This is a genomic window from Solibacillus sp. NPDC093137, assembly GCF_050280445.1.
Lineage (GTDB): Bacteria > Bacillota > Bacilli > Bacillales_A > Planococcaceae > Solibacillus > Solibacillus isronensis_B.
Map to the genome: position 1 here is coordinate 1 of NZ_JBNNVH010000009.1, position 18,735 is coordinate 18,735.

Below are 18,735 nucleotides of genomic sequence, written 5' to 3' on the forward strand. Positions count from 1 at the left end.
CTCTCCATAAAAGTAGTTTGAAAGCTCATTTGCTTTGCTAGCGATCCAACTTCGTTAGAAGTTGAAATCTATTGTTTGCTTCATTTAAGAAGCTTATTTCATTAACGTTGCTTGTTCAGTTTTCAAGGTTCATTTTCTCGTTTGTTATCAGCTCGTTGCTGACGACTATTAGAATATTACACTCCTTTTGATAAACCGTCAACAGTTTTTAAAAACTTTTTTTCACTATTTTTTTTGTTATTAGTTTCTACTTATTTATATATCCTTTGAAAATTATTTTATATTTTATACTAAAAAAACAGATTTCAAGTACTATATAATAAAATGTGAAAGGAGTGAGTAACCTATTATGCAACAAACTTTTATTAATTATGTGAAGAAAATGCAAAACTATTCAGAGGCGCTTTCCGTTATTTATTGGGATATGCGTACAGGGGCTCCCCGAAAAGGGTTGGAGCAACGTGCGGAAGTGATCGGAACATTGTCTGCAGAATTATTTGCTCTCCAAACGAGTGACGAACTGGGGAAAATACTGTCTGCGCTTCAAAATGAAAATTTGGACTTTGTGACACAGCGTCTTTATGAAGAAGTTACGAAAGAATATGACGAGTCTAAAAAGATACCGGCTGAGGAATTTAAAGCTTACACAATTTTAAAAGCGAAATCGGAAGCAGCATGGGAAAAGGCAAAGGAAAAATCAGATTTCCAGATTTTCTTACCGTACTTAAAAGAAGTAATCGATTATCAGAAACGGTTTGTTCAGTACTGGGGTATTAAAAACGGTTCTGCCTATAATACACTATTGGATAAATATGAACCAAATATGACGACGGATAAGCTTGACGAGTTATTTGGTGAGCTGAAGGCTACAATCGTTCCTTTAGTAAAGGCAATCAGTGAATCTAAAAACAAACCGGACACTTCCCTATTATTTAAACGCTTCCCGAAAAACGGACAACATGCAGCTTCACTGGAATTGCTGAAGCAGCTTGGCTACGACTTTGAAGCAGGTCGGTTAGATGAGACGGTTCATCCATTCATGATCGGTTTAAACAGCGGAGATATCCGGATTACAACAAAGTATGATGAAAATGATTTCCGTTCCGCTGTTTTTGGTACGATTCATGAATGTGGACATGCTTTATACGAGCAAAATATTGATGCCTCATTAAACGGCCTGCCATTATCTACAGGTGCTTCGATGGGAATTCATGAATCTCAATCTTTATTTTATGAAAACATTATCGGACGAAATGAAAGCTTCTGGAAACATCATTACGCTATTTTACAAAAGCATTCTCCTGAACAATTTGGGGACGTACCGGCAGAAGCATTTTTAAAGGCAATCAATTTCTCAGAGCCTTCGTTAATACGTATTGAGGCAGACGAGCTTACTTATCCGCTTCATATAATGATCCGCTATGAAATTGAGCGAGAGATTTTCAATGGAGATTTACAGGCGGAAGATTTGCCGCGCGTTTGGAATGAAAAATACGAAGAATATTTAGGGATACGTCCGCAAAATGATGCAGAAGGTGTACTGCAGGATATGCACTGGAGTGACGGCAGCTTTGGCTACTTCCCAAGCTATGCGCTAGGTTTCATGTATGCTGCGCAATGGAAATTTGCAATGGATCAGGACATTCCGAACTTCGATGAGCTTTGCGAACGGGGAGAATTAGCACCTATTAAAGATTGGCTAACGAATAAAGTCCATCAATTCGGTGCATTGAAGAAACCGAATGAGTTAATATTGGAAGGTACCGGAGAACCGCTTTCCGCAAAGTATTTGGCCGACTACTTACTGAATAAATATACGCAGCTTTATAATTTGTAGATTTTCAAGCAAGCCTTTCTTAAAAAGGTTTGCTTTTTTTATTAAAACCCGCCGCTTTTTATATGCGACGGGTGACTACGGACTTATGAAATTATTTTTTGCAGCAGTTGATAACCTAATCCTTTAAACGCAATATCTAAAGCTGTAGCAATCACAATCGCCACTACAACTCCTATATATAACATCTTTTTCCCTTTCATAAATGCCTCCTGATTCTATGTTTGTTATGATTCTCTGTTCTTTGTACCGCTTTATTTAAGCTATATACGATTCTTCATTTTCTACGTGTCAATATTAGAACAATACACTGATTTTAACATAGGATTTATATATTTTCCCGCCTCATCAAAACTATTAATGATCTAAGGCAATCAAAGGAAAAGGCGTCTCCCCGGTAATAGAAAGACGCCTAATTTTTTTATTTTAATTTTTCAATAAAGTGCTTTAACAATCGTGCGGTTAAACCCCAAATTGTGTACTTTCCATATTCATAAAACCATTCTTCCATCCGGCTTGAACGCCATTCGTAATTTTCACCGTTCGCAATTTTATCATACGGAAAATCAATCGGAGGTTTCGGTTCAACCGGAACATAATGCACATACGGCTCATGCGTCAGCAACCAGTTTAACGGGACTGTAAACAGTTCTTCGACTTCATCCTTATTAAATGTATTCAGTTCCGACTGCTCGATGATCCCGATGAACGGATAGACAACAAAAGCCGGTGATATAACAAATGGACTGAGATTGCCTATTAGTTCAATCGACTGTTGATCGATACCGAGCTCTTCATGTGTTTCCCGAAGCGCTGCAGCGAGCGGCGATTCATCTGTCTCATCAATTTTACCGCCCGGAAAGCTAATATCGCCAGGTTGTTTGCGCATTGTTAACGCACGCACCTCAAACAAAATATGCCACTCACCCTGTTTTTTTACAAGCGGGATGAGCACGGCCGACCGAAAAGCAGTGTCTTCCCCTAAAAACAGAGGCTGCGGTTTTGCAAGCTGTCCTTTCAGATGATTTAAATCCATAACATTCTCCACCTTACTAAATAGTTATCTTTATCGTACCATGACCGCCTTGCATGGTGAAATGGAAATATGGAAGTAACACCTCTCACCCCTTTACTGCATACGATACAACAACACTATTAGAGAAAAGGATGACCAAATGAAATGGCTTAGAACCGCCCTTTTCGTTGGGCTTTTATTGTTGTTGGTCGGCTGTGGACAGAAGGATTTACAGGAAGTAAAAGTAGGCGAAGTAACCCGTTCTATTTTCTACGCTCCTCTTTATGCAGCGATTGAAGAAGGCTTTTTTGTAGATGAAGGTTTATCGATTCAACTGTCAACTATCCCTGGTGGAGACAAAACGATGACCGCGCTTTTATCGGATGGCATTGATATTGCCTTAATTGGAGCTGAAACGTCGGTTTATGTATCAGGGCAAAATCCGAACGATAAAGTAATTAACTTTGCACAGCTTACGCAAACAGACGGAACATTTTTAGTCGCGCGTGATCAGAATGTTGACTTTAGCTGGGATGGTTTAAAAGGCAGCACATTTTTAGGTCAGCGTGTTGGTGGAATGCCGCAAATGGCCGGCGAATTTGTGCTGAAAAAACAAGGGATTGATCCACAAAACGATTTAACTTTGATTCAAAATATCGACTTTGCTAATATTGCGAACGCCTTTGCTTCAGGTACAGGTGATTATGTACAACTTTTCGAACCGACTGCAAGTATTTTTGAACAGCAAGGTATCGGAAAAATCGTCGCTTCATTCGGCGAAGAGCTTGGCGCCATTCCATATACGGTATTTATGGCGAAAGAAAGTACATTCTCTGAAAAAGAAATGATGGATAGCTTTACGAAGGCCCTTTATAAAGCACAAAAGTGGGTTTACGAAGCATCGAGTGCTGACGTGGCAAAAGCGATTGCTCCTTACTTTGAAGATACAGACCAAAAAATTATTGAGCAGGTTGTGACGCGTTACCGTGATCAGGAGTCTTTTGCAAAAGATCCGATTATCGATGAAGAGGAATTCCAAAATCTACTTGATGTAATGACCGAAGCAGGCGTACTGGAGTTTGAGCCAGCATACAAAGATTTAGTAAACCGGTCATTTGCAGATGCGGTTGTGAAGTAAATGACTTATTTGGAAGTGAAAAATGTTACCCATCATTTCTTTAAAGAACAGCAAGTCTCAACAGCTCTTGAAGATGTAAATTTTACAGTTAATTCAGGAGAATTTGTCTCCTTTTTAGGTCCGAGCGGCTGTGGGAAATCCACACTGCTCTCTTTACTGGCAGGCTTATTGAAACCAACAACCGGTTCGATTGATTTTGCTGAATCGGATGTTGAAATCGGCTATATGCTTCAGCAGGATTTTTTGTTCCCATGGAAAACAATCGAAGACAATGTCGCACTTGGTTTGAAACTGTTAAAAAAAGAAGAAGATCACTCGATTGTTGATGAATTGCTCGAACAATTCGAATTGGCCCATACGAAAAAGCTTTATCCGCCGCAGCTTTCAGGGGGAATGCGCCAACGTATTGCGCTTGCCCGTACACTCGCCGTGAAGCCAACATTACTTTTGCTTGATGAACCGTTTTCTGCACTCGATTTCCGATCCAAACTATCACTTGAAAACTTTGTATCGGATACATTGAAACAATTTTCAACGACTACTATTTTAGTAACGCATGATATTAGCGAAGCCATCGCGATGAGTGATAAAGTATTTATCTTTAGCCCTCGTCCGGGGACTATCGTGAAAAGCTTCATCATTCCACAGGAAGTTCGTGAACTGACACCATTCGAAGCAAGAAATGCCCCTGCTTTCCAAGTACTATTCCAGGAAATATGGAAGGAGCTTGATTCGGATGAATATTGAACAGCTGCAGCAGCAATATAATGAGAAACGGCGACGTGAAAAACGCAAAATTTTCTCTTTCCAAATACTGCTCCTTGTTGGTCTTCTTCTATTTTGGGAGATTACGACACATTTCCGCATACTGGATCCGCTCATTTTCAGTAGTCCACGTGCGGTTGGGAGCCTATTTATCACAAAAATTACGGACGGCACCTTATTCCCGCATATTGCGATTACATTGTTCGAAACCGTTGTCGGCTTTATATTAGGGACTCTTCTTGGGACATTGCTCGCGATTTCCTTATGGTCTTCCAAAACATTTGCAAATGTAATGGACCCCTATCTTGTCGTATTAAATGCAATGCCTAAAGTAGCGATCGGACCGATGATTCTCGTTGTTTTCGGACCGAATATGCTTGCAGTTCTAGTAATGGGTGTGCTCATTTCAGTTATTATTTCGACCATCGTTATTTTTTCAGCTTTTCAGCAAGTAAACGTAAACTATATTAAGGTAATGCAGCTTTTCCGGGCATCCAAATATGAAACATTCCGGCATGTTATTCTTCCTGCCTCCACCCCGACGATTATCTCTACTTTAAAGGTGAATGTCGGCTTGTCATGGGTTGGGGTTATTGTCGGAGAGTTTTTAGTATCATCAAGCGGTCTTGGTTATCTGATTATTTCCGGGTTCCAAGTGTTTAACTTTACGTTAGTATTCTTGGCGCTTCTCATCATTATTGTATTGGCAACGATTATGTATAAAGGCGTTGAACTGATTGAACGAAAGGTATTGGAAAAGCAGTGATTAGTGAGTTGAAGAAGTCGCCGGGGCAAATTGAAAAACATCCATTTTCTCTGGGAGAAAAGTGGATGTTTTTTTGCTTTTATATGGAGGGAGTGACGAAAACCTCTACTTGGAATTTATATTTTTTCCCTTGGCGGTTAACATACCCATGCGAGGCACTAATTGATGTAGATTGAATTGGAAAATCCATTCGCACCACTGAATCAATTAGCTAAGAAGGTTGAGCTGATAGCCTTTCACAATGATTCCGTCATTCAAAGGTTCCAAGTCGCGTTCTGGAACACGTTGGAAGCCCATACTTTCATAAAGAGCAGATGCTTTTGTCATGAATGAAGCTGTATGGAGTCCGATCTGTTCGGAACCTGTTGCTTTCGCTAATTCTAGGCAATGAACAACTAACGCCCGACCGATGCCTTTCCCCCTAATATCAGGATCTACAGAAAGCATGCGAATCTCTGGAAATTCCTGCACATCATCCGTCCAGTCATAGGCCTGAGTGGAGGCAGGAAATAATACGATGCTGCCGACAATAGCTCCATCGGTTTCGGCCACGAAAATCTGGGCATTATTTTTAATGTCGTTATCCGAAAGCAGACTGGTTTTTAATACACCCCAGTGTTCTGGTGAAACGTGCTGTTCGTATTCCCCATATCCTTTTACACGCAATACACGCACTGCCTGAATTTCCTCTTGCTTCATTTCTCTAATTTTCATTTGTTCAAGCCCCTTTATATTGTTTCTCTCATTACTATACCAAAAGGAGAAATTCCTTTTGGAGCCTCCCGGTTGTAATTAAATTTGGAAGCAGCGTATCAAAATACCATTTAACATATTCCAACTCTACGTTCCGTTTGTTGCGAATCGACTTCAATCCTTTTATGCTAAATACAGTAGGAGGGAAACGAATGGATAATGAAAAAATTGGCCAATTAATTTATACATTGCGTAAGGGAAAAGGGATGACACAAAAACAAGTAGCAGATGCACTGTTTTTATCAGACCGCACCATTTCAAAATGGGAAAGAGGGATCGGATGTCCTGACATTACACTTCTCCCTCAGCTCGCTGCCCTCTTCGATATTCCAATAGAAAATTTACTGACAGGTGAAATAAATCAAAACGCTTTCGTAGGAGGTAATATGAAAAATTCAAGCTATTATGTATGTCCAAGCTGTTCGAATATCGGTTTAGCAACAGGAAATTTTACAGTTTCGTGCTGCGGACGGAAATTAGAGCCATTAACTGCTGTAAAAGCTACGGACGAACAAAAACTAAGTGTAGAAGAAATCGATATGCAATGGTCCATTTCTGCAGACCACCCAATGACGAAAGACCATTACGTATCATTTATCGCACTGGCAACAGGTGATCAGATTCAATTGTACAAGCAGTTCCCTGAATGGGCTTTGCAGGCAACGATTCCTCGTAAAAAACACGGGAAACTAATTTGGTTTGACACTCGTGACGGATTATTTTATCAGTATATTTAATGCCTTAATAAACAGTCTCCAACTATTAGACAACAGCTAATAATTGGAGACTGTTTGTTTTTTATACTACCTCAATAATCGCCTTCACCCCTTCATCCAAAAACGGAATCCCCTCTTCCCTTCCTTCAAGCATAATCGAGAAAATGTAGTCTCTCCCGCTTTTTCCTGTTACATAGCCTGATAATGTATTCACTTCATGAATATAGCCTGTTTTAGCGAATATTCGCTGTTGCAGTTCCGGCTCTAAAAAGCGGTCTTTTAATGTTCCGCCTACTAGTCTGTTTATATTCCCTCCAACTGGAAGTGATTCGTAAAAGTTCTGGAAATACGGTTCTTTTTGCAGCACATACAACAGCTCGGATATACCATTTGAGTGCAGACGGTTATGATGTGATAAGCCCGAACCATCAGCAAATTGCCATGTCGCAAAATCAATTTGCTGCTTTTCCAAATAAGCGCGCACTACTTTTAGGCCATGCACGTAATCGCCTATTCCATGCTTTTGTTTCCCCATCGTTTTCAGGAAAATATCGGCGATGCTGTTATTGCTTAGTTTCATAAAAATTGAAAACATCTCCGCGATTGAACGAGACTTATGCGTGTGTATTAGTTTTGCATGGTTTGGCGTTATGCCGCTATCAATGCTTTCTTCCTGTTCAAAACGGATGCCTGCATCTTTGCATAGTTCTTTGAAAAACAGCAGCGTGTTTTTCGTAGGGTCCTGGTGGGACACCCAAACTTTCGCCGTTTCTCCTTCCGGTATTTCACCTGTAATCATAATTTGACTTGTATTATTAATGCGGTGGATTTCCAATGTGTTTTCAGCACTTTTGTCTACTGATTTTGCTTCATTAGAAAGTTGCATACCACTTAAATGCGGGATGACGTTAAAACTCGGCTTTTCTCCGACATTCCCTGCAGTTGCTTCCACAATAATTGTGCTCGCATCAAAATCTTCATTCGGTGACATCGTAATGGGCGAAATACGGGCCCCGTAATAATGGGTTTCCCCTTCATCATCAACACCCGGTGGCAATGTATCACCCGAGAAATATGTATCATCCCCGATTAGCTTACCCTTCACCTGATGGATGCCTTTTTCCCTTAAAACTTCCGCAAAATGCTTAAGTGTTGCTTCATTTATTGTCGGATCACCGTAACCCTTCACGTAAATATCCCCGTTTAACGTGTGGTCCTCAACATTTCCGTCGATAAAAATTTCTGTTTTAAATCGATAGTCCAGTCCAAGCTCCGAAATTGCAGCTGCCCCTGTAAGAATTTTCATGTTGGATGCAGGACGCATTAAATGATCCCCTCGGTATGTATAAAGAATCTCCCCAGATGTCCGGTCACGCAGCGTAAAAGTGGCCTTATCTCCCCCTAAAATTGTTTCCACTATTTCGTCCAATTTCGTAACTGCATCGCCATTTAAGTTCTTCTCTTGAATCTCCTCCATACTAAGCCCCCTAAATTGTTAGAATTTACTGTAAATTTATTCTAACAGAAATATTTAGTTACGGTTAGCAGGAATTGAAGCGGACGAGACTTTCTAATATAAATGAAATTGTTCTAATATCCCACTCAACTGTTCTAATAAAAACAGCAAACACATAAAAAACGCACTTCCAAATTGAAAGTGCGCTTTGAATCTAAAATTATTGGGCTGTATATCCACCATCAACTGTTAAGCTGTTGCCAGTCATGAATGAAGAATCGTCACTTGCCATAAATAATACAGCTTTTGCCATTTCTTCTGCTTGTCCAAGACGTTTCATTGGTGTCATTGAAGCTAATGCCTGTTTGCTTTCTTCCGGAATAATCGGTGTGTCAATGAAGCCTGGGCATAGTGAGTTCACACGAATATTTTGCTCTGCATATTCAAGTGCAAGTGAGCGTGTTAAGTTAATAACCCCACCTTTTGCTGCATTGTATGCTGCCGATCCTGGTGAACCAACCCAGCCGTACATAGAAGCGGTATTGATGATTGACCCTCCGCCAGATTTCAGCATTTCACGGATAGCTTCACGGGCTACTAGGAAAACACCATCTAAGTCAACATTGACTGTGTTGCGCCACTCCGAATATTCCAGTTCATGTGAAGGGAAAACGCGGCCAATGCCTGCATTGTTAAATACTATGTCTACTTTGCCAAATGCTTCAATTGTCTGTTTGAATATATTTGCTACTTCTTCTTCACTTGTAATATTTGCTTTAACAAATAATGCGTCCGCGTTAAGCGCTTTCAATTCCGCTTCGAAAGCTTTACCCTTTTCTTCATTTAAATCAACTAGTACTACTTTAGCACCTTCAGAGACAAATAATTTTGCTGTAGCTGCACCAATACCTGATGCCCCACCTGTGATGACTGCTACTTTACCTTGTAATTTACCCATCTTTTATTCCTCCTAGTATATCGCTTCATTAAAAATGCACATATTTAAGTTAAATTAAACAAAATAACAGAAATAAGTGTCATTGTTCTACAATTTAATTTTAACAACTTCTATAAGTTCAACAATCATTAAAATATTGTAAAATGTATAATTAGTAGACACTTACTAATATTTTGTCTTTTTCAGATGGAGGAGTAACGATGGAAAATAATCAAATTGATACATCCAAGCGAAAAAATCGAACAAAAGAACATTTTAAATTAGCTTTAATTGAGCTTATTAAAAAGAAGGGTTACCATGCCATTACCGTAAAGGATATTGTCGATCAAGCATCATACAATCGCAGTACGTTTTATGTGCATTACCAAGATAAAATCCAACTGGCAGAAGAATTGCTTGAAACAATGCTTGCTGGTTTAGAAGAATCGGCCGGAAAACCGTACACTCCTGGTCAAAAAATATATACGACAAAATTAAGTGCCCCATCTTTTAATATTATTTCTTACATATATGATAACCGGAATTTTTTTGAACTCATTAAATACGACGATACATTAGCAGGCTTCCATATAAGATTTCCTCAAACAATATTAAAAATTTACGGGGAACAGTTCATATTTCAAACACTCAATAATATCCCAGTAAACATGGATTACTTTAAAAGATATACGGCTTATGGATTTTACGGGCTTATACAAAATTGGATTAACAGCAATTTCAAAGAATCCAAAGAAGATTTTATCGAAGAAGTCATTGCTTTATCTCAAACACATATTTATTCACTGAAGTTTGTGGGGAAACAAAACAAATAAAACTATTATTGAGCTTTAACCATGTGTCTGGGGCAAAAAGAAAAACTAACCCCGTCACAAGGTTAGTTTAAAAATATATTATATGTAAGCCATAAAGTTTATCTGTTTCAGATCAACACCTTCTTCATCTTTTTATTTTTATACATTTTCTGATCGGCTTTATTAAGCAGTTGTCTCATTACGCCATATGAAGAAGGTGAATATTCATATCCAATTGAAATGTGGATAGGCGAGAATGGTAAGGTGTTAGAAAATTCCCTCATTTTAGAGCATACATTTTCTATATATTGTTCAACTTCAAAGTTATCTTTATGCGGCATCAAAACTATGAATTCATCTCCGCCAACTCTTGCAACAATCATTTCTTCGTCTGCAAATTTTTTTAAGCAATCGGCTGCTGCAATAATTAACCGGTCTCCCATTTGATGGCCATATTCGTCATTAATTTCTTTCAAGTCATCTAAGTCTGCGACAATTACAGATATAGGGATTGCAATTTCATTAAATTCTTTCTTTTTCAATTGAAAATACTCTCTATTGTACAAACCTGTTAATCCATCATGAGTCGATTTGTATTCCAGCTGCTCCTGCAAAATATATTGACTATGTACGTTTCTGTACACGCCTTGCACTGCCATCACTTTCCCATCTTTGTAGACAGGTGTAGCATATTCTTCAAACCAAATGTATTCTCCTAAATGGTTTTTAAACCTTACTGTTATCGGTTTATCGAAATTAAGTGTTCCCAATTGTTTCTTCCTTAAAATATCGTGGTCATCAGGGTGAACAATATCAAAAATCATATCCGGATTATTTAAATGTTTTTCCAGCGAATTTGGCCCTAAATTACTGTCTATACTTGGGCTTAAATAAAGATATTTTAGTTTCGGGTAAACTTCACAGTAATATAACATATCCCGGATGCCTTCAGTCGTTTCAATCATTGGTTTAAATAAATTTATTTTTTGTTGCAACTTCGCCTTTTCATTGTGCAGACGTATACATAATACGATGAGGCAAATTAATATACCTCCTACAACAATACTCATAAAAATGACCCGCTTTCAATTTAACTCTCCAATAGCCCCAATAGTATTATTTTACTATAATTATAATTTGATTGTATATATTAAATTCCCTAATAACAAGTACTTTTTGGTATTTTTCTGAAGAGTAAAATCACTATATTTCACCGTTAAACACTACTCCCTAACACCTTAAATAATAAAAACCGTACTCCCATTAAAACGGTAAGTACGGCTCAAATTTTTTAACCAATCCAATCCTCTTTCGGAATATCATTCGCTTCTTTCTTGCTATAGTATCGCCCTTTTGTCGCCAACCCTAAAATGACAGTCAGAATTGCTGCCATAAGGGCTGCGAAAAAGGCGGCAGTATTTTGCAGGAAAGTGCCCATATATCCGAGCGCTGCAATTGTACCGATTATAGTTGGGACAATTAAAGCAATGACACCAACCGGATTCCATTTAAACAGGTTTTCCTGTCTGGATTCGTAATAGCGTGTGCCGATTTTCAGCCATTTTTTGAGCACGAGTGCTTCCGTTACGAGAACTGCTGCCCAGCTCATCAGTGCTACACCTTGGAATGTCATCGCAATTTGAAGATGATCGACAATACCACCAAGCATCAAGATCATCGCAATGACACCGCCTACTACTACCCAAAAACGGCGTCCTGGTGTAAAACCAAACATGTTTTCAAAAAAGTTCGAGAGGGAAAGTGAGCTGCTGTAAATATTCGTTATATTAATTCGAACCTGTGTCAGTACCGTGAATACGACACCACCGAGCCCTAATAATGTCACGATATAAACGCCGGGATTAGCTTCGGCGAATTTTACACCGAACCAAATGCCAAGGCCACCCATTACACCAAAACAGAAGATTTGCGGAATAAATCCGATTGCAATTGAACCGACTTTCAAATCTTTCGGTTTCAGGAATCGTGCATAATCCGAGGCAATTAAAGCCGTAAGTCCCATGATACCATGTTGCATTCCGATACATAACAGCAATGCCGTACCACCTATTTGAACACCCTCAGGCATATAGGTCCAGAAATTTCCGGAGTTAAGTGATGGGGTATTGAAAGCAATAACAATGGCCGTAATGAGGAAGAACCCAAAAATAGGCAATGACCACTTTTGAAGTTTGTCCAATTGTTTAATGCCAAACCAGTTTAACGGAATTACTAAGGAACCAAAGAATACAATTAAAAGCCAGATCGGAATCGCCGGGAAGAATGCATGAACTGCAGCGACTAGAATCATACCTTCAAATGCACAATACATAATAAAGTTTGATGCGTAAATTAATGAGGTTAATGAGGCTCCGATATAACCGAATCCTCCGCGGGATAATAAGTTGACGTTCATGCCGGACTTTGCCGATAAATAAACTATGATGCTTCCAAGAATACCAGCGACAATGATGGCATAACCAGCTGAGATGAGCGCATTGACCGCTCCGAATTGTAGTGCCATAACGCTCCCCATCTGGAAATAGAAGATGGCAGTTGCGATGCCAAACGTTATATTTGTGATACTTAACCAGCCCATTTTGCGCTCTTCACGCGGAACTCGGTCAAAAGTATAGTCACTAGTTGCTTCTTCTTGATATAAGTTTCGTTCTCTTAAATTTTGATCTGCAGTAATCTCAGATCTCATTCAATCAAATCCTTTCTGTACTTATACTTCTTTTGTTTCAAAGGAACTTTTATTAGAGGTGGATGGATCTTTTTAAGGGAAAGGGCGGTTACGGTAAATCATCTGCAATTGATCCCTTCAATTCAGAAACAAAAAAAGAAATGATTTTTTTACCGCGCAGACAGTCGTGAGCGTAAGTTAAATAGCTCCATTAAATATTTTAACATAATTTAACGCAATTATTTGCTTTCTCAGTCTAAGTCGTTCTTTAGTCCCTCAATAACTCCACCATTTTCCAGACAATAAAAAAGCTCGAAAAACATAAAATTCCCTTGTTTTACGAGTACTTATTATAGCCAATATGACCATCTGTTTATTCTACCTATTCTTTTACACTTACCGCAAAATGACTGTTTGGAGTTATTGGTTTCTAAGTTTATAGATGCATTTATAGCATCCCGGTAAGAGTATAATTTCCCTAACACAATATTATTCGTTATTGTTAGCCTGCTAATGGTTCCGTCGTCTTTCCTATTCACCCAGCAATGCATAAAACTGATAGCCCATATACAGCGACATTATCCAAATAATTACCGCCGATATTTTATTAAGATAATTTAAGAATTTTCCGTTACTGTCAATTTGTCCAATCTTTCTCCCGACAATGGCAAGTGACAGAAACCAAACCCATGATACGACTATGCAGGCTACTGTAAACATCCATTTGTCATAACCTGTATAAGCTAATGAACTTGTTCCGATTACCCCGATTGTATCCAAAATAGCATGAGGATTAAGTAGCGACACGGATGCAGCAAATGTTATTTGGCGTCGAGCTGAAAATCCCTTTTGGTCCCGCTTTGCATTTATCGTAGGGTTGTCTTTCCATATCACCCATCCCATATACGCCAAGAAAAAGAATCCCGCTAAAAACAGTGTTATTTTCAACCATTCAAAACTAAAAACAATCACCGATACTCCCGCTACCGCCAAATAAATTAAAATCGTATCACAGATTCCTGCTGTTACTATTGCAGGCAATGCTTTCGTAAATTTCCGGTGTGTGGCACCTTGATTAAAAATAAATACGTTTTGAACACCTAATGGCAAAATTAAGCCAAATGCCAATAGGATTCCATGAATTAATGGTTGCACGCTTATTCCTCCTATTTCCATTATTTAAGAATAACGATGAAGGAACGATTTGTCTCCCCTTATAAAAGAGATTGAGGCATACTCCGTGATATCCATTTACGGAAGTACCTAGCGTTTTTTACGAGTATCTTGACTTACCATTAATTGATAAATTAATGTAGTAAATAGAACATGATAGGCGATAAAGTTCGCCCTAAACCGCCTATAGACGAATGACTCCTGTCAGTTTAGTGAACTGGCGGGAGTCTGTTTTATTTAAGGGAGGTTACTGAATTTGCAAATGATTTTAATAGGAATCGGCGGTGCAATTGGAGCGGCATTAAGATATAGCGTATCCCTGCTTTTGTTAACAAACGAGATCACTGCCTTCCCTTTTGCGACGGTTGCAGTGAATTTGGCAGGCTGCTTTCTTTTAGGGATGCTCTCTTCCGGTCTTGAACTAAAAATTTCAGCAAACCCTGATTATTTATCAGCATTCAAAATCGGTTTAATCGGCTCATTTACAACTTTTTCCACGTTCAGTGTCGAAGTTATCCAGCTGCTGCTGCATCACTTTTATCTTTCCGCCATCCTTTATATTTTCATTAGTGCCATCTTCGGATTAATTTTTGTTGCGTTTGGCATGAAGATTGGAAAAAGCCTTTCGGAAAGGGAAGAACCAGTATGACGAATTTCTTGTTAGTGGCAGTTGGCGGATTTTTCGGAGCCATTTTACGCGCTTTTATTTCTAAGCGGCTCAATCATACAAACCGATTTGTTCACCTTGGCACTTTTACGGTAAATATGCTCGGCTCGTTTGCATTGGGATTTTTGGTTAATATGCATCTTCATATAAATGCAAACCTTATTTTGAGTATCGGATTTTTAGGAGCTTTCACTACATTCTCTACTTTCAAATTGGAAAGTCTGACACTTGTCCATGCAAAACAATGGAAGCAATTTGTACTCTATTCTTTACTCACATATATGGTCGGCCTATCCTTTGCTTTTGCCGGCTTTTGGGTAGCAAAATTATATTTATCCTAATGTTTTCGTCTCCTCTCTAATCAGCATCGGTCTTAACGTGCTATGTTTACAATCAAATGACACGGGTAAATTTACATTGTGCAACATTCAGATAAGGAGGATGATAGAAATGGTAAAACATATTGTGGGTTATTATGATACAGAAGCAGAGGCAATTGATGCAATCGAGGATTTAAAACGACAAGGTTACCGTACTGAAGATATTTCAGTTATCAGTAAAAGCCAATCGGATGTTGATACAATTTCCGATGAAACAGGTGCAAACGTTGCAGAAGGTGCAGCTACAGGCGCAGCTGCGGGCGGTGCATTAGGCGGAATTGGCGGCGTACTTGCAGGTCTTGGCGCATTGGTGATTCCAGGGATCGGTCCTATTGTCGGAGCAGGTCCAATTGTTGCCGGTATTACAGGCGCGGCAGCTGGTGCTGGTGTCGGTGGCTTGACGGGTGCTCTTATCGGAATGGGGATTCCAGAAGATGAAGCAAATCGTTACAACGAACAATTTGAATCTGGTAAAATTTTAATTATGGTAGACGAAAACTCACGTACAACACTTTTATAATAAAACTGTAGAAAGTCATTCTGAATTCATCAGGATGGCTTTCTTTTTTTGTTCCTACAGGAGGCAGGTTTCTCCCTTCCCTGTTTCCTCATGTTTACAAATATTCCTCCAGGGTAAATTTTAATATGTGAAAAGAGATTTGAGAGGATGAGAGAAATGGCAAAACATGTCGTAGGATATTATGATACAGAAGCAGAAGCAATTAAAGCCGTTGAAGAGTTAAAGCAACAAGGATACAGTGCACAGGATATTTCAATCATCAGTAAAAACGTATCGGATGTAGATGCAATCTCCAATGAAACCGGCGCAAATGCCATGGAAGGCGCAATTACAGGTGTTGCTGCCGGCGGAACATTAGGCGGACTCGGCGGTGTTATCGTCGGACTTGGTGCACTTGCGATTCCAGGTATCGGACCTGTTGTTGCTGCCGGACCAATCGCTGCTGGGTTAACCGGATTAGCTACCGGTGTAATGGTCGGCGGAATCGTCGGTGCTTTAGTCGGGATGGGTATTCCGGAAGACGAGGCAGAGCGCTACAACGAACAATTTGAAGCCGGCAAGATTTTAATCATGGTGGCAGAAGATAAACGCGGTTCAGGCACCATTTTATAAATAAAAGAAATTTGGCCATCCTATGTATCGGGATGGCTTTCCTGCTTTTTTTAACAGCCTTTTATGATTCATTTTCCCTCTTGCCCAATCAGTAGGTTGGAGCTGAATTTCATGGTATATTATTGAAGTTGCACTATTAAGTGTTATTTTACAGATGGAGGTTTTACGATGCTCAAAAATTTGCAAGATACAACAACATTAAATAACGGTGTTAAAATGCCTTGGCTAGGAATCGGTACATATTTAGTTGAGGAAGGACCTGACCTGTTAAACGCTATCAAATTTGCGATTAAACACGGTTACCGCAGTATCGATACAGCTGCCGTTTATCAAAATGAAGAGGGCGTCGGCGAAGCAATCCGTGAAGCACTAAAAGAAACCGGCATTTCAAGAGAAGAATTATTCATCACTTCTAAAGTGTGGAATACAGATTTAGGCTATGAGGAAACACTTGCTGCCTACGAAACAAGCTTAAAGAAATTAGGTCTTGAATACTTGGACTTATACCTTATTCACTGGGCAGTTGTAGATAAATATAAAGATGCATGGCGTGCGATGGAAACACTTTATAAAGAAGGAAAAGTGAAAGCGATCGGCGTATGTAACTTCCAGGTTCATCATTTAGAAGATTTGATGAAAGATGCGGAAATCAAACCGATGATCAACCAGGTGGAATACCACCCTCGCTTAGCTCAATCGGAAGTAAAAGCTTTCTGTGAAAACAACGACATTCAGTTCGAGGCATGGTCTCCTTTAATGCAGGCAAAATTATTGGACAACCCTCTATTAAACGAATTGGCTGCCAAATATAATAAAACTGTTTCTCAAGTCATTTTAAGATGGGATCTGCAAAACGGTGTTGTAACGATTCCAAAATCAACGAAAGAACATCGCATTGTAGAAAATGCCGATATTTTTGATTTTGAACTGACTTCTGAAGATATGGAACAGATTAATGGCCTTAACCAGGATTTACGTATCGGACCGGATCCTGATCACTTCAGCTTTTAATTAAACGCTTCATTCAGCAAGCTGTCCTCGTCTCTTATTACGAAGACAGCTTTTTTCACTTAAAAACACATACTTGAAATTTTTTTCGAAAACGAGTAAACTATCAAAGTGCTCATTTATCCAAGTTAATAGTAACTGTATAACCTCAAGAATATGGCTTGAGGGTCTCTACCAGGAACCATAAAATCCTGATTACAGAAAATGATCTTTTTCATTTTTTGTAATCAGGATTTTTTTATTTTCCAAAGAAAGGAAGTTAGACAAAATATGAATTTCAAAGTATTAATACTCGCATTATCAACGGTTGCTGTCGGGTTGGTCGAACTGATTGTTGGAGGGATTCTCCCAATCATTGCAACTGATATGAATATTTCAATAAGCACTGCCGGACAGCTGATTACCGTATTTGCCCTTATTTATGCAATCGCCGGTCCTGTGTTATTAGTTTTAACGAGCAAAGTTGAACGAAAAAAGTTATATCTTATTTCGTTGTTTATTTTCTTCATCAGTAATATCATGATGTATTTCAGTGTGACATTCACATTTATGATGGTTGCCCGTATTTTAAGTGCAATGAGTACTTCACTGATCACCGTGCTTTCGTTAATCCTCGCTGCAAAAGTTGTTTCACCGGCGCATCGTGCGAAGGCACTTGGTTTCATTTATATGGGAATTAGTTCTTCGCTCGTATTAGGTGTACCGCTTGGCATTTTAATTTCCGATTATTTCGGATGGCGTGTAATTTTCCTAGGCATTGCGATTTTATCAGTAGGCTCATTTATTCTCATTTCACTCTTTTTAGAGAAGGTTCCTGGGGAAATGACCATTCCACTTTCGCAACAATTAAAGGCAGTTGCCAGTTCCAAAATCGGCAGTGCCCATCTTGCAACGATGTTTATGCTGGCTGGACACTATACGATGTACGCGTACTTCACACCATTTTTGGAAACAGAACTAAGTCTGAATTCCAGCTGGATCAGTCTTTGCTATTTATTATTCGGGATTGCTGCAGTAAGCGGCGGCGCATTTGGCGGAACGCTTTCGGATAAAATCGGTGCACCTAAGAGTATTATTTTCGTTATTGTTTCATTTGCAGTCGTGTTATTCATACTGCCATTCACGACCTTCTCTCTTATCATCTTCATACCGATTATGATGATTTGGGGAGCGCTAAGCTGGAGTTTATCACCACCACAGCAAAGCTACTTGATTCAAACAGATCCTGCTACATCAGATATTCAGCAAAGCTTTAATAATTCGGCTTTACAGATCGGAATTTCGATGGGATCAGCGTTTGGCGGAATCGTAATCACTCAAACAGACACGATTTCACATGCAGCTTGGTATGGTGGCGCACTTGTACTAGTTGCGTTAGCATGTGCAGTCTTTTCTTTAACGAGAAAAACAAATGGTAGAGAAGAAAAAATTTCTACTTCGGCTGCCCATCATTCGAATCTATAAGTTAAAAGCCCCATTCGTTTTATAATCGAATGG

At 39.2% G+C, this 18,735-nt stretch carries 19 protein-coding genes and 1 riboswitch; of the genes, 12 read left to right on the forward strand and 7 right to left on the reverse strand.

Going from position 1 to position 18,735, the window contains the following annotated elements:
- The first annotated feature begins 349 nt into the window (after positions 1–349).
- Positions 350–1,837: a carboxypeptidase M32 gene (locus tag ACQKN3_RS18925; protein ID WP_427714015.1), complete on the forward strand. Its 1,488-nt coding sequence runs from the start codon at positions 350–352 to the stop codon at positions 1,835–1,837.
- 418 nt (positions 1,838–2,255) lie between these two features.
- Here ACQKN3_RS18925 and ACQKN3_RS18930 read toward each other — a convergent pair whose 3' ends face one another.
- Positions 2,256–2,870: an NUDIX hydrolase gene (locus ACQKN3_RS18930; RefSeq protein ID WP_079523288.1), complete on the reverse strand. Its 615-nt coding sequence runs from the start codon at positions 2,868–2,870 to the stop codon at positions 2,256–2,258.
- A gap of 139 nt (positions 2,871–3,009) precedes the next feature.
- Between ACQKN3_RS18930 and ACQKN3_RS18935 the strand changes: the two genes are divergently transcribed.
- From ACQKN3_RS18935 to ACQKN3_RS18945, 3 genes are read left to right on the forward strand one after another with little or no spacing between them, the layout of a single operon-like run.
- On the forward strand, positions 3,010–3,987 hold the full coding sequence (locus ACQKN3_RS18935) for an ABC transporter substrate-binding protein (RefSeq protein WP_427714019.1): 978 nt from the start codon (positions 3,010–3,012) through the stop codon (positions 3,985–3,987).
- Positions 3,988–4,734 (forward strand): ABC transporter ATP-binding protein, encoded by a 747-nt coding sequence (locus tag ACQKN3_RS18940; RefSeq protein WP_427714022.1) that lies wholly within the window; start codon positions 3,988–3,990, stop codon positions 4,732–4,734.
- The gene (locus ACQKN3_RS18945; protein WP_427714025.1) at positions 4,724–5,518 is read left to right on the forward strand and encodes an ABC transporter permease; all 795 of its coding nucleotides are present in this window, start codon (positions 4,724–4,726) and stop codon (positions 5,516–5,518) included. The genes ACQKN3_RS18940 and ACQKN3_RS18945 overlap by 11 nt, the downstream gene beginning before the upstream one ends.
- 207 nt (positions 5,519–5,725) lie before the next feature.
- Here ACQKN3_RS18945 and ACQKN3_RS18950 read toward each other — a convergent pair whose 3' ends face one another.
- Complete coding sequence (locus ACQKN3_RS18950) at positions 5,726–6,232, reverse strand: GNAT family N-acetyltransferase (RefSeq protein ID WP_079523284.1); 507 nt, start codon at positions 6,230–6,232, stop codon at positions 5,726–5,728.
- Positions 6,233–6,423: 191 nt separating this feature from the next.
- Between ACQKN3_RS18950 and ACQKN3_RS18955 the strand changes: the two genes are divergently transcribed.
- The gene (locus tag ACQKN3_RS18955; protein ID WP_427714027.1) at positions 6,424–7,008 is read left to right on the forward strand and encodes a helix-turn-helix domain-containing protein; all 585 of its coding nucleotides are present in this window, start codon (positions 6,424–6,426) and stop codon (positions 7,006–7,008) included.
- Between the two features lie 61 nt (positions 7,009–7,069).
- Here the strand turns inward: ACQKN3_RS18955 and dacB are convergent, their stop codons facing one another.
- A complete protein-coding gene (gene dacB, locus ACQKN3_RS18960) occupies positions 7,070–8,464 on the reverse strand; it encodes a D-alanyl-D-alanine carboxypeptidase/D-alanyl-D-alanine endopeptidase (protein WP_427714029.1) in 1,395 nt (464 codons plus the stop codon).
- A gap of 199 nt (positions 8,465–8,663) precedes the next feature.
- A complete protein-coding gene (locus ACQKN3_RS18965; protein WP_079523281.1) occupies positions 8,664–9,401 on the reverse strand; it encodes an SDR family NAD(P)-dependent oxidoreductase in 738 nt (245 codons plus the stop codon).
- A gap of 200 nt (positions 9,402–9,601) precedes the next feature.
- On the opposite strand from ACQKN3_RS18965, the gene ACQKN3_RS18970 reads away from it, so the two are divergent.
- Positions 9,602–10,213: a TetR/AcrR family transcriptional regulator gene (locus ACQKN3_RS18970; protein WP_251691476.1), complete on the forward strand. Its 612-nt coding sequence runs from the start codon at positions 9,602–9,604 to the stop codon at positions 10,211–10,213.
- A 107-nt stretch (positions 10,214–10,320) separates the two neighbouring features.
- Here ACQKN3_RS18970 and ACQKN3_RS18975 read toward each other — a convergent pair whose 3' ends face one another.
- From ACQKN3_RS18975 to ACQKN3_RS18985, 3 genes are all read right to left on the reverse strand, one after another.
- Positions 10,321–11,262, reverse strand: coding sequence for a sensor domain-containing diguanylate cyclase (locus ACQKN3_RS18975; RefSeq protein ID WP_427714031.1), 942 nt, complete (start codon positions 11,260–11,262; stop codon positions 10,321–10,323).
- A 221-nt stretch (positions 11,263–11,483) separates the two neighbouring features.
- A complete protein-coding gene (locus ACQKN3_RS18980) occupies positions 11,484–12,899 on the reverse strand; it encodes a purine-cytosine permease family protein (protein WP_079523275.1) in 1,416 nt (471 codons plus the stop codon).
- Positions 12,900–13,409: 510 nt separating this feature from the next.
- The gene (locus tag ACQKN3_RS18985) at positions 13,410–14,033 is read right to left on the reverse strand and encodes a LysE/ArgO family amino acid transporter (protein ID WP_427714033.1); all 624 of its coding nucleotides are present in this window, start codon (positions 14,031–14,033) and stop codon (positions 13,410–13,412) included.
- A 280-nt stretch (positions 14,034–14,313) separates the two neighbouring features.
- Here ACQKN3_RS18985 and crcB (ACQKN3_RS18990) point away from each other — a divergent pair, with 280 nt between their 5' ends.
- From crcB (ACQKN3_RS18990) to ACQKN3_RS19015, 6 genes are all read left to right on the forward strand, one after another.
- Positions 14,314–14,700 (forward strand): fluoride efflux transporter CrcB, encoded by a 387-nt coding sequence (gene crcB, locus ACQKN3_RS18990; protein ID WP_427714157.1) that lies wholly within the window; start codon positions 14,314–14,316, stop codon positions 14,698–14,700.
- Positions 14,697–15,059 carry a fluoride efflux transporter CrcB gene (gene crcB, locus ACQKN3_RS18995; protein WP_427714035.1) on the forward strand — a complete coding sequence of 121 codons (363 nt, stop codon included), beginning with the start codon at positions 14,697–14,699 and terminating at the stop codon, positions 15,057–15,059. The genes crcB (ACQKN3_RS18990) and crcB (ACQKN3_RS18995) overlap by 4 nt, the downstream gene beginning before the upstream one ends.
- 109 nt (positions 15,060–15,168) lie before the next feature.
- Positions 15,169–15,618, forward strand: a complete 450-nt coding sequence (locus tag ACQKN3_RS19000; RefSeq protein ID WP_251691468.1) for a general stress protein — start codon at positions 15,169–15,171, stop codon at positions 15,616–15,618.
- A gap of 156 nt (positions 15,619–15,774) precedes the next feature.
- Positions 15,775–16,230, forward strand: a complete 456-nt coding sequence (locus ACQKN3_RS19005) for a general stress protein (RefSeq protein WP_251691466.1) — start codon at positions 15,775–15,777, stop codon at positions 16,228–16,230.
- A gap of 168 nt (positions 16,231–16,398) precedes the next feature.
- Entirely contained in the window at positions 16,399–17,241 is an 843-nt protein-coding gene (locus tag ACQKN3_RS19010; RefSeq protein ID WP_251691464.1) for an aldo/keto reductase, read from the forward strand.
- Positions 17,242–17,356: 115 nt separating this feature from the next.
- A riboswitch (purine riboswitch) is annotated at positions 17,357–17,456 on the forward strand.
- A 52-nt stretch (positions 17,457–17,508) separates the two neighbouring features.
- On the forward strand, positions 17,509–18,702 hold the full coding sequence (locus ACQKN3_RS19015) for an MFS transporter (protein ID WP_427714040.1): 1,194 nt from the start codon (positions 17,509–17,511) through the stop codon (positions 18,700–18,702).
- Positions 18,703–18,735 lie beyond the last annotated feature (33 nt).

What these genes read in the sequence shown, in the direction of transcription:
- ACQKN3_RS18950 (WP_079523284.1), bottom strand. Translation starts at nt 6,232, where the DNA reads ATGAAAATTAGAGAAATGAAGCAAGAGGAAATTCAGGCAGTGCGTGTA.
- ACQKN3_RS18955 (WP_427714027.1), top strand. Translation starts at nt 6,424, where the DNA reads ATGGATAATGAAAAAATTGGCCAATTAATTTATACATTGCGTAAGGGA.
- ACQKN3_RS19005 (WP_251691466.1), top strand. Translation starts at nt 15,775, where the DNA reads ATGGCAAAACATGTCGTAGGATATTATGATACAGAAGCAGAAGCAATT.
- crcB (WP_427714035.1), top strand. Translation starts at nt 14,697, where the DNA reads ATGACGAATTTCTTGTTAGTGGCAGTTGGCGGATTTTTCGGAGCCATT.
- dacB (WP_427714029.1), bottom strand. Translation starts at nt 8,464, where the DNA reads ATGGAGGAGATTCAAGAGAAGAACTTAAATGGCGATGCAGTTACGAAA.
- ACQKN3_RS18980 (WP_079523275.1), bottom strand. Translation starts at nt 12,899, where the DNA reads ATGAGATCTGAGATTACTGCAGATCAAAATTTAAGAGAACGAAACTTA.
- ACQKN3_RS19010 (WP_251691464.1), top strand. Translation starts at nt 16,399, where the DNA reads ATGCTCAAAAATTTGCAAGATACAACAACATTAAATAACGGTGTTAAA.
- ACQKN3_RS18975 (WP_427714031.1), bottom strand. Translation starts at nt 11,262, where the DNA reads ATGAGTATTGTTGTAGGAGGTATATTAATTTGCCTCATCGTATTATGT.
- ACQKN3_RS18945 (WP_427714025.1), top strand. Translation starts at nt 4,724, where the DNA reads ATGAATATTGAACAGCTGCAGCAGCAATATAATGAGAAACGGCGACGT.
- ACQKN3_RS18970 (WP_251691476.1), top strand. Translation starts at nt 9,602, where the DNA reads ATGGAAAATAATCAAATTGATACATCCAAGCGAAAAAATCGAACAAAA.
- crcB (WP_427714157.1), top strand. Translation starts at nt 14,314, where the DNA reads ATGATTTTAATAGGAATCGGCGGTGCAATTGGAGCGGCATTAAGATAT.
- ACQKN3_RS18965 (WP_079523281.1), bottom strand. Translation starts at nt 9,401, where the DNA reads ATGGGTAAATTACAAGGTAAAGTAGCAGTCATCACAGGTGGGGCATCA.
- ACQKN3_RS18935 (WP_427714019.1), top strand. Translation starts at nt 3,010, where the DNA reads ATGAAATGGCTTAGAACCGCCCTTTTCGTTGGGCTTTTATTGTTGTTG.
- ACQKN3_RS18925 (WP_427714015.1), top strand. Translation starts at nt 350, where the DNA reads ATGCAACAAACTTTTATTAATTATGTGAAGAAAATGCAAAACTATTCA.
- ACQKN3_RS19015 (WP_427714040.1), top strand. Translation starts at nt 17,509, where the DNA reads ATGAATTTCAAAGTATTAATACTCGCATTATCAACGGTTGCTGTCGGG.
- ACQKN3_RS18930 (WP_079523288.1), bottom strand. Translation starts at nt 2,870, where the DNA reads ATGGATTTAAATCATCTGAAAGGACAGCTTGCAAAACCGCAGCCTCTG.
- ACQKN3_RS19000 (WP_251691468.1), top strand. Translation starts at nt 15,169, where the DNA reads ATGGTAAAACATATTGTGGGTTATTATGATACAGAAGCAGAGGCAATT.
- ACQKN3_RS18940 (WP_427714022.1), top strand. Translation starts at nt 3,988, where the DNA reads ATGACTTATTTGGAAGTGAAAAATGTTACCCATCATTTCTTTAAAGAA.